Source organism: Kitasatospora griseola (assembly GCF_014648555.1).
Taxonomy (GTDB): domain Bacteria; phylum Actinomycetota; class Actinomycetes; order Streptomycetales; family Streptomycetaceae; genus Kitasatospora; species Kitasatospora griseola.
In genome coordinates this window covers 1-9061 of sequence record NZ_BMRI01000026.1, presented here as the reverse complement: position 1 = coordinate 9061, position 9061 = coordinate 1, and the positions used below count along the sequence as shown (strand labels likewise).

The following is a 9061-nucleotide window of genomic DNA, read 5'->3' as shown; positions in this document are numbered from 1 at the left end:
CCGACGACGCCCGCCAGCCGCACGAACCTGCCGCACGCCGTCCCCGACACTCCCGACCCCGACACTCCCGACCCGGACACCCCCGGCCGGGGCGCACCCGGAGGCCTCGCCGGGGCCGTCGCCGCCGAGTGGACCAAGCTGTGGTCCGTCCGCGCCCCCTACCTCTGTCTTCTGACGGGCCTTGCGATCACCGGCGTCTTCACCTACTACTACGCGTCGATCGCCCGCATCAACGGGCATCCGGTGCAGCCCGCCGGGAACGCCGCGGCCTCCTCCGCCGTCCTCGTCCAGTTCACCGTCGTCGTCCTGGCCACGGTCGCCGTCACCTCCGAGTACGCGACGGGCAGCGTGCGGGCTGCGCTGCTGTCGGTTCCCCGGCGGAGCCGGGTCCACGCCGCGAAGGCCCTGGTGGTGGCTGTGGTGGCGTTCGTCGCCGGCGCCGCGTTCGCCGTCGTGGGTACGGCGGTGGCCTGGTTCGGGTTCGACGGACGGGCCTCCTTCTCGGTCGGCCTGAGTCTCCGTCAGGTCCTCGCGATCGGTCTCTACGAGGCACTGGTCGCCGTGCTGAGCGTCGGGGTGGCGTTCGCCACGCGTCATCCGGCCGGCGCGCTCTCGATCCTCGCCACCCTCCTGTGGGCGCTGCCCAGCATCCTCCTGGGACTGGGCGGCCCGACGCTCGCGGGCCTCAACGGCCGGCTGCCGCACGGCGCCGGGGAGCGCTTCATGCGCCCCGCCGCCGAGGCGCCGTACGGGTCGGTGACGGCGGTCCTGATCGTGGCGGCGTGGGCCGCAGCCGCGCACGTGATCGGCCTGTACGTGCTGCGTCGCCGGGACACCTGACCCCGACGCCCCTGGCCGCCCCCGTGCCGGGCGCGCCCGGGGCCGTCCCGCACAATTGGCCCCGGAGAGGTGAGGACATGCGCCAGAAGGACGGTCGACGCACCGTGCCGTACATGCACCTGCCGCCGGTCGGCCCCGTCCTCGGTGACGTGGCCCTGTGGAGCGTGCTCGCCGCTGCCACCGCCTACGGGTTCCGGGACGCGGGCGCGGCGGCCTCGCCCGTCGAGGATCTGGGTCTCCCGCTGGCCGTCCTGGCGGTGGCCGTGCCGCTGTCCCGTCGCCGTGCGGGGAGCGCGGTCGTCCTGGTCAACGGACTGTGCGCGCTGGGCATGGCCGATCCGGCGACGCCCGCCAACGCCCAGGTCCTCTCGCTGGCCGTCCTGAGCTGCCTGCTGGGAGTCCGGGTCGCCGCGGCGCGGCGCCCGCTCCTGGTGCTGGTCGGCTGCCTCGCCCTCGATCTCGCGACGTGCGCGGTACTGCGGACACCGGCCGTGTGGTGGTTCTACGCGCTGACCGTGCTGCCCGCCGCCCTCCTGCTGCCCTGGCTGACCGGACGGCACTGGCGCGGCCGGCGCGAACTGGTGCGGGAGGGCTGGCGGCTGGCGCGGAGTCTGGAGGAGCGCCAGCACCTGGTCGCGGAACGGGCGCGGCTGACCGAACGCGCGGACATCGCGGCCGACATGCACGACTCCCTCGGGCACGCCCTGAGCCTGGTCGCGCTGCGTGCCGGAGCCCTGGAGCTCTCGCCCGACCTCACCGACCGCGACCGCACCGACCTCGCCGAGCTGCGCGGGACGATTGCCGACGCCGTGGAGCAGTTGCGCGAGACCGTCGCCGTTCTGCACGACCCGGCCACAACGGAACCGGGTGCGGGACTGCACGTCACCGACACCGTCGAGGACCTCCTCGGGCGAGCGGCCGCCTCCGGGGTGCCGGTGCGCTGGGAGCGGCGCGGGGCGATGCCCGTGCTGTCCCCCCTCGTTCAACGGGGCCTGTACCGGGCGGTGCAGGAGGCGCTCACCAACGCGGTGAAGCACGCACCCGACGGTGAGATACGGGTGCGGATCTCGCACGGCGCCGACCGTACCCGCGTGAGTGTCGTGAACGCCGCGCCGCCGGCCAGCCGATCGGCATCCGCGGCAGCAGGCCCGGCGATCGGCGCCGGCGGCAGAGGCGGTGCCGGTGGCAGAGGTCTGACGGGGCTCAGGGAACGGGTGACGGTACTCGGCGGCTCGTTGTCGACCGGCCCGTACCGGGGCGGGTTCCGTGTCACCGCGGTTCTCCCGCACCAGGTCGCGGCCGGCGCGGGGACGCCGACGCCGCGGCCGGAAGCGACCGCGCACCGCGGGCCGCACCGCGAGGTCGCTCCCCTGGACTCCGGTGCGGACACCCCCGTACCGGAGTCCGTCACACGGCTCGCCTCCCTGCGCAGTGCCGCCCGCCGCCGCTCCGCCGCCGCCTTCGTGGCTCCTGCTGTCGCAGCCGCGTTCTTCGTACCCGCGGCCGTCTACCTGGCCTGGCAGTTGACCACCGGCGTGCTACCGCCGTCCCGGTTCGACGAGCTGACCGTCGGTCGTCCGCGCGCCGAACTCGCCGCCTTGCTGCCGGACCACGCCTACCCCTACCTACCCGACCGCGCCCGTTCCGCACCCCAACCCCCCGGCACCCGCTGCGAGTTCTACCGGTCCGGCCGCGACCTGTTGACCGAGGTCGACCTCTACCGGCTCTGCTGGTCGGGCGACGTCCTGGCGGCCAAGGACACCGTGCCCGCAAATCGACCGGCGGCCCTGCGGTTGCCTTCCGCACCGTCGAGGACGCGCTGAAGCCACAGCGATCCAGGAACCGGTGAGAGGTCGTCACCGACCGGCCGGTCGAACCACGTCGAGCGAGAGGACCAGAACCACGTGGATGTGTACGAAGCCGTGGACAGCCGCCGGGCCGTGCGGGCGTTCAGCGACGAGCCAGTGCCCCGACAGCTCCTCGAACGAGTGCTGACCGCGGCGACGCGGGCTCCCTCCAGCGGGAACCTCCAGCCGTGGCACACCTATGTCGTGGCCGGCGAGCCCCTGGCCCGACTGAAGAGTCGTACGACGGCCAGGGCGCTGGCGGGCGACCCGGGCGACGCACGCGAGTACCCGATGTACCCCGACGAGCTGGCCTCGCCGTACACCGACCGCTTCGCCGCCGCGGCCGCCCAGCGATACGAAGCACTGGGCATCGAGCGCGACGACCCCGACCGGGCCACCAAGATCGCCGCCTTGAACTCGAACGCTTTCGGGGCACCGGTCGTCCTGTTCTGCTACCTCGACCGGACGATGGGCCCCGGGCAGTGGGCGGACGCGGGGATGTACGTGCAGACGCTCATGCTGCTCCTGCGGGCGGAAGGGCTGCACAGCTGCCCTCAGGTGATGTGGACGATGTATCACCGGACCGTCGGCCAACTGCTCGGGGCCGACGCCCGGCTGGTACTGCTCTGCGGTGTCTCGGTCGGGTTCGAGAAGGAGGGCGTGCCACCGCTGCGCACCGGGCGGGCGGACATGGCACAGACCGTGGACTTCATCGGAATGTGACGACCGGACGGTCGAGGAGCCCGCTCCGCCGACGGCCACCGGCGCGGCTGCGCAGACCGACGAGCCGACGGCCGTCACCGCCCTGGAACGCCGGACGACCTACTGGGGCCGGGCGGCCCTGCGGTGGCGGCTGTCGAGCAGGCGGAGAGTATCTGCAGGAGGCCGTCTCCTGCTGGAAAACGGGCTGCACGGGCGGCGCACGTTCGGGCTGTTCGGACTTGTGGTCCTCCCTGTGGCGCGGCGACATGTCGCCACTCGGCGACCCCGGTGACGGGCCCGCCGGGCGGCCGGCTGCCCAGGGTCGATCCCCGGTCCGGCGCGCCCACGATCGGAGGCGGATCTCCGGCGTCGGCGGACGGGCCCGGTACGGATGCCGCATGATCGCTCCTCGCCGATCCCGGCACCGTGCCTCGGCCGCCCTCATCGCCCTGTCCGGCGCGCTCGTCCTGGCCGCCGTCCGGCCCGCGCAGGCCGCCAACACACCGGCCGGCCTCCTACCGTGCGCCTCCCGAGCCGCCCGCGCTGCCTGTCGTCGGCTGTGGGGGCCCCGACCGCAGCGGTCGGGGCCTTCTTCGTCAGTGCTGCCAGGCGGTGGCGGCAGCGAGGGCGGTGAGCTGGTCGAGCGTCAGGGCCGGGTTGCCGGGCTGGGCGTCGTAGCCGGTGGTGCCGTTGTTCTCGGAGATGCTCACGCGGGTGCCGTCGGGGAGGAGGGCGTCGACGAGCCAGCGGACGGGCGGGTTGGGGGAGCTCTTGGTGGCGCCGGAGGTCGAGGTGATGACGTCGGCGCCGCTCTGGGTGCGGGTCGGCTGCCCGCCGGCGGCGAGGTCGGCGAAGAGGCTTCGCGGATTGCCCTCCTTCATCCACTGCGGCGTGACCGAGATGGACAGCAGACTGGTCCGTCCGTCGACGGTCACGATGAGATGGGCCGCGCCCGGGGTGGTCTGCGGAGTGCTGCCGCGGTCATGCTGGGCGTCCGACGGCAGGAGGCTCTCGGCCGTGGCCAAGATGGCGTCGGGAAGCGGGAGTTGGGAGCTCGCAGGAGTGTTGGTCGAGGTGGCGAACACCTCGAACACCGGGTTCCACGCCGGGCTGCTGACCACTGCGGCCAACTGCTCGACGGACAGGACAGGTTCGGGACGGGTCAGTGGCGGGCCGGCCGTACGGGAGTTCAGCTCGGAGAGACGGACGCGGCGGCCGTCGGAGCCGGTCCAGATCGCGGTCCAGGTGGAGGTGGGGCCGCCACCGGGTTCGGGGGTGAACTTCTGAATGACGAGGATCGAGCCGTCCGCACCCACGGTCCGGGTACAACCGGCGGTGGGACGCTCGGTCGGATCCACGCACTGGGTGCCCTCGGTCCCCGGGCCGATCGGCAGCGCGACCCAGTCGGTGCTGAGGGTCATCGCCGAAGCGCCCCGGCCGTCGTCGTACGCGACGTGCGCCAAGGGGCCGCCGAACTGGGCGTCCGAGCCCTCGCCGTGCGTGTCGTCGACCCGACCGGGCGGCAACAGGGACGTCAAGGTGTCGATCATGAATTGGCCGGTGACGGCCGGGTTGGCTGCCCGGCGGACGGCCGCCGGTGCGCTCGCGCCGCCGTGCTGCACGGCGACGCCGCCCAGAGCGACCAGTGTCATCGCGGCGCCCGCGGCCGCGGCCGCAGCAGCGCGTCGGCGCAGGACACGTCGCCGGCCGAGGCGTTCGCCGACATCGGCCAGCACTTCGCCGGGCGTGTCGGGGGCGAGATCGGCGGCGTCCCGCAGCAGTTCGGAGACGGCGTTGTCGGAAGACATGGGGGAGAACTCTCCTGAGAGGGTCAGTGACGGACGAGCTCGTCGAGTTGGTCGCCGAGGACGGCGCGGATGCGCTCCAGCGCCCGGCTGCTGCGCGAGCGGACACCGCTGGCGCTCAGTTGGAGCACGGTGGCGGTCTCCTCGACGCTGCGGTCCTCCCAGAAACGCAGGACCAGCACCGCGCGGTCCTGCGGGGGCAGCGCACTCAACGCCCGCAGCAGGGTCAGCCGCAACGAGGGATCGGGATCGCTGACCGCGACCTCGTCGAAGGTGTCGGTCGCCTGCTCACTGCTCGCCCGCCGCCGGCGATGGGACAGAAAGGTGTTGACCAGCACGGTCTGGGCATAGCCGGCCGGATTCCCCAACCGCGCTATCTTGCGCCACCGTCCGTAGACCCTGCCCAGGGCCTCCTGCACCAGGTCCTCCGCGAGATGCGCGTCACCGCCCGTCAACAGGTACGCAGTGCGCAGAAGATGACGTCCTCGCGAGACCGCGAACTCCCGGAAGTCCGGAGGCTGCGCCGGATCAGGACTGGCCGATGGATGCTTCATGTCTCTTTAACGCGACGTGCCTGCCGCCGCGTCCCGGGCGGGACGGCGCAAAGGACGAATGAGCTGCAAACGCCGGGCCGATCCACCGGCAGGCGCCTGCGGGCGACGCTCCGATAAGGTGAGTTGATCTACAGACTCGTACGCGTGGGGGCGCAGCAGTGACGACCGACGTGACGCCCGAACTGGCCGAGGCGATCCAGCGTGGCTACGACCAGCGCGACCGAGCGAACATGGCGCCGACGATCGCCTACTTCCAGGCGCTGCTTGCCGAACACCCGGACCACCCGGTCCTCGTGTACGAGGTGGGTGGCGCCTACGACACCGCGGGCCAGGAGGAGACCGCCCGCGGCTACTACGAGCGCGCGCTCGCCCTCGGCCTCGAAGGCGACGTCCTGCGCCGGTGCCTGTGCCAGTACGCCAGCACCCTGAGGTGGCTGGCCGAGTTGGACGAGTCGCTGGCAGTCCTCGACCGAGCCCGCAGGGAATTCCCCGACTCCGACTCCGTCCGCGTCTTCCGCGCTCTGACCCTCAACGACGCCCAGCGCCCGGACGAGGCAGTGGCCGAGTTGCTCGCCGTCGTCACCGAGCATGCCGAGGTCACCGACCTCGGGCGATGGGCAGTCGGTCTGCGCGGCCTCGCCCAGTGGCTCGCCGACGGCCGACCCGAGTAGGAAGCATCCGCCCTGTAAAAGGCCAATGCAGGTGGGTTGGCACGTGGTGACCTCGGCTGGTGCCCGTATCTGCGACCGGCATGCACACGGCAGTTTCTGACGGAGGATCGACTCTGTCGCGATGTGTGGCTGTGGGGGCAAGGGCTCCTCATTCCAGTCAATGACCACTCGATCTGACGACGTCGCACACCCGAGGTGCCACGCCGATCATGAAGGTGAACCGACGTGGGACATCACCGATGGGGCTGGCTTCGAGGGCACATTGGCCCGTACGCCGACACCTGCTTGGTCAAATTCTTTCCCGACGCCCCGAGCCGATGACTCCGTTGGCTTCGCTGTCGGTAGCAAAGGCACACAGATCGTCCATGAACCGGCTCGGTGATGACGACCTCGGCTGCGCCTCGTTCCATTGGTCCCAGAGACTCCCGGGCGCCAGGAATCGGGCAGCGTGCTCGCTTCCCGTGCGGCTGTCAACGTGGAGGAGCGCGCTGATGGCCCAGTGTTGGTCGTACTGGCAGTCGGCTGTCGGAGGTAGCGGTCCAGGCAGACCGTGAGGTGCTGGGCGTCCTCGTCGGTGCCGAAGTGCACGAGGGCAAAGCAGCATCCCTGGCCTGCGAAGCAGAGCTGTCTAGTGCTCTGACCTGGAAGATTCACCGGGTTGCTCGCATGAGCTGGTTGTCGCGCTGATCCCCCGAGCTGGCTTGTCCGGAGCGCCTGGGATGATCGTCGGCGTGACATGCGATGTGTGCGGGGGCGAGTTGCCCGGTGTCCTCGATTCGATTCCGCTGAGCTCGGATGGCGGAACGTGGGTGACCTGCGGGCACTGTCTCGCGACCGTCATCGTTACGGTCTCCGGCCAGGTTCAGCGCCCGCCGTATCGACCCACGTCAGACCGGTGGTGTGCAGCCGTGGACGAGTCCTGCACGCCCGAGGTTGAGCATGCCGTCGTGACCAGGACTCTGACGTTGTGCGGAGCGGACATCGACCTGGAAGGGTTCACCGGGTATGGCTACTCGTGGTCGCCGTTGAGGCAGACGGCCTGTACGAGGTGCCGATCGTTCGCTGTCGAGGTGGACGAGCGGTGGCCGGTTGGCCGTCGTGGACGCGGGGCAGGCACCCACACCCGCTATTGATGGGGCGGCCCCGGATGGCTTCAGGCCGCCGCGGCGCGAAGCGTCCGCCCCATCGGATGCCCTTCTCACTACGGACGGCTCGCTCTCGACGTTGCGCAGCCAGCACGTCGTCTGCGGCCCCGATCCGCTCCAACTCGCCGAAGTCTTCGGCCTGGCCGAGAAGACCGCCATCCGCTACGCGGACTCCGCCCGCGCGCTCCTGTCGCAGGTCGCAGAGCAGAGGGACCGGTGAAACCCGCTCGACCTTGCCAGCCCGCGAAGGGATCATGTGTCGGTGCCGTCGACTCAATCAGCAGCCAGCAATCTGCAGGACCACGCCGCTCTCTGGAGCATCGGTGAGGTCCGAGCAAGCAATGTGGTCAGCGCCGCGTGCGATGCACTCGTTGCCGGGCTCGACAGTCCCGCGCTGCGGGCCCTGGCAGCGTGTACACGCGCTGAAGCGGACTACTACGTCCCCGAGTTCCTTCCCGCAGCACTCGACGAACTGGTCCTCACCTTCTATCCGGTCGGCAGTCAGGCTGGCGAGGAAGCCGCCGTGCGAGCACTCGCGCGTCAGATGCTGGGCGGCGAGCTGACTCCTCGGGAGCTCGCCTTCCGGATTCATCAGCGTTTTGGGCATGAACTGGCCCTGGCTGAACGGCTCGCAGAACTCGACGACGAGTACGACGTCCTCGAATACTGCGACAGGACCGTGGCACAGGTCGATGCCGACGTCACGGCCGAAGCCCGACGGCTGACTGAGCACCCTCGCGTTTCAGCTGAACCCACGGGGCCACCGGCTTGAAGCACACCAATCGACCCGTGAGTTCGCGCTGAGTAAGCCTCAGTTTCTTTGAACCCACGGGGGTCCGAGGGTCCAGGCCGGACAGGCCGATCTCGTTGGACCGATGGATCACACCCTGGATGGTGTCCTCGTCGGCCTGCACCAGCTGGACGAGCACTGGCACCCGGTTCCCGCCGGCCGAGGCCAACAGCATCATCGCCCGCCGGAACCGCACCGAACTGGCACTGCCCCGACGCAGGTTCTGCTGCAGCCTCTGCCCCTCCTGGTCGGTCAACCTGCGCACACAAACAGGCTCGGCCACCACACCCCCCAACGGTCAGGCCGACGGACGCTCACCGCACATCCAACCGCCCGAATGTCGGCGTGCGTATGGCAGTTCCTGAGGTGCGGAGAGTCCTCGTTCGGCAGGTCTGCTGTGTGGCCTGTTCGAGTGGCGGAGGGCGGCTGACGATGGTCTCGGACCCGCGCGCTGGAAGAGCGGCGTCAACTGTCCGAGTCGGCTCATACGCTCATCGGATGACCGATGACGAGATCATTGAAGTCTGCCGGAGGATCGCCCAGGAACGGCAGGCGCCCCCGGCGGCGCCGCCCGAAGCCGTTGCCGAAGCAGAACGTGTCATCGGGTTCGCCTTCCCCACGCTTCTCCGACGTCTCTACACCGAGGTGTCCAACGGCGGCTTCGGCCCCATCGACGGGGTCCCGCCAGTTGATGTGGGGTCGTGGCA

The 9061-nt window shown here is 70.8% G+C and carries 8 protein-coding genes and 4 pseudogenes; 7 read left to right on the top strand and 5 right to left on the bottom strand.

Going from position 1 to position 9061, the window contains the following annotated elements:
- The 3 genes from IEZ12_RS26445 to IEZ12_RS26435 form a co-directional block, all read left to right on the top strand.
- A partial coding sequence (locus tag IEZ12_RS26445) for an ABC transporter permease (RefSeq protein ID WP_373295530.1) occupies positions 1-840 on the top strand: 840 nt, incomplete at its 5' end.
- A gap of 113 nt (positions 841-953) precedes the next feature.
- Entirely contained in the window at positions 954-2663 is a 1710-nt protein-coding gene (locus IEZ12_RS26440) for a sensor histidine kinase (RefSeq protein ID WP_189275483.1), read from the top strand.
- Positions 2664-2744: 81 nt separating this feature from the next.
- Positions 2745-3410 (top strand): nitroreductase, encoded by a 666-nt coding sequence (locus IEZ12_RS26435; RefSeq protein ID WP_189275354.1) that lies wholly within the window; start codon positions 2745-2747, stop codon positions 3408-3410.
- A 575-nt stretch (positions 3411-3985) separates the two neighbouring features.
- Here the strand turns inward: IEZ12_RS26435 and IEZ12_RS26430 are convergent.
- The gene (locus IEZ12_RS26430; protein WP_189275352.1) at positions 3986-5197 is read right to left on the bottom strand and encodes a hypothetical protein; all 1212 of its coding nucleotides are present in this window, start codon (positions 5195-5197) and stop codon (positions 3986-3988) included.
- A 23-nt stretch (positions 5198-5220) separates the two neighbouring features.
- A complete protein-coding gene (locus tag IEZ12_RS26425; RefSeq protein ID WP_189275350.1) occupies positions 5221-5748 on the bottom strand; it encodes a SigE family RNA polymerase sigma factor in 528 nt (175 codons plus the stop codon).
- Between the two features lie 158 nt (positions 5749-5906).
- Between IEZ12_RS26425 and IEZ12_RS26420 the strand changes: the two genes are divergently transcribed.
- Positions 5907-6419, top strand: coding sequence for a tetratricopeptide repeat protein (locus IEZ12_RS26420; RefSeq protein ID WP_229848058.1), 513 nt, complete (start codon positions 5907-5909; stop codon positions 6417-6419).
- A 289-nt stretch (positions 6420-6708) separates the two neighbouring features.
- Here the strand turns inward: IEZ12_RS26420 and IEZ12_RS40680 are convergent.
- Positions 6709-7157, bottom strand: a pseudogene (locus IEZ12_RS40680) (DUF6000 family protein).
- A 429-nt stretch (positions 7158-7586) separates the two neighbouring features.
- A pseudogene (locus IEZ12_RS39170) lies at positions 7587-7661 on the bottom strand (integrase); the annotation flags it as partial.
- Here IEZ12_RS39170 and IEZ12_RS40850 point away from each other — a divergent pair.
- Together IEZ12_RS40850 and IEZ12_RS26410 are read left to right on the top strand one after the other, a co-directional pair.
- Positions 7644-7784 (top strand): hypothetical protein, encoded by a 141-nt coding sequence (locus IEZ12_RS40850; RefSeq protein ID WP_189275494.1) that lies wholly within the window; start codon positions 7644-7646, stop codon positions 7782-7784. The pseudogene IEZ12_RS39170 and the gene IEZ12_RS40850 sit on opposite strands and share 18 nt — an antisense overlap.
- 42 nt (positions 7785-7826) lie before the next feature.
- A complete protein-coding gene (locus tag IEZ12_RS26410; RefSeq protein WP_229848056.1) occupies positions 7827-8336 on the top strand; it encodes a hypothetical protein in 510 nt (169 codons plus the stop codon).
- Here IEZ12_RS26410 and IEZ12_RS40425 read toward each other — a convergent pair.
- Positions 8317-8637: pseudogene (locus tag IEZ12_RS40425) on the bottom strand (helix-turn-helix domain-containing protein); the annotation flags it as partial. The gene IEZ12_RS26410 and the pseudogene IEZ12_RS40425 sit on opposite strands and share 20 nt — an antisense overlap.
- Before the next feature lie 215 nt (positions 8638-8852).
- On the opposite strand from IEZ12_RS40425, the pseudogene IEZ12_RS26400 reads away from it, so the two are divergent.
- Positions 8853-9061: pseudogene (locus IEZ12_RS26400) on the top strand (SMI1/KNR4 family protein); the annotation flags it as partial.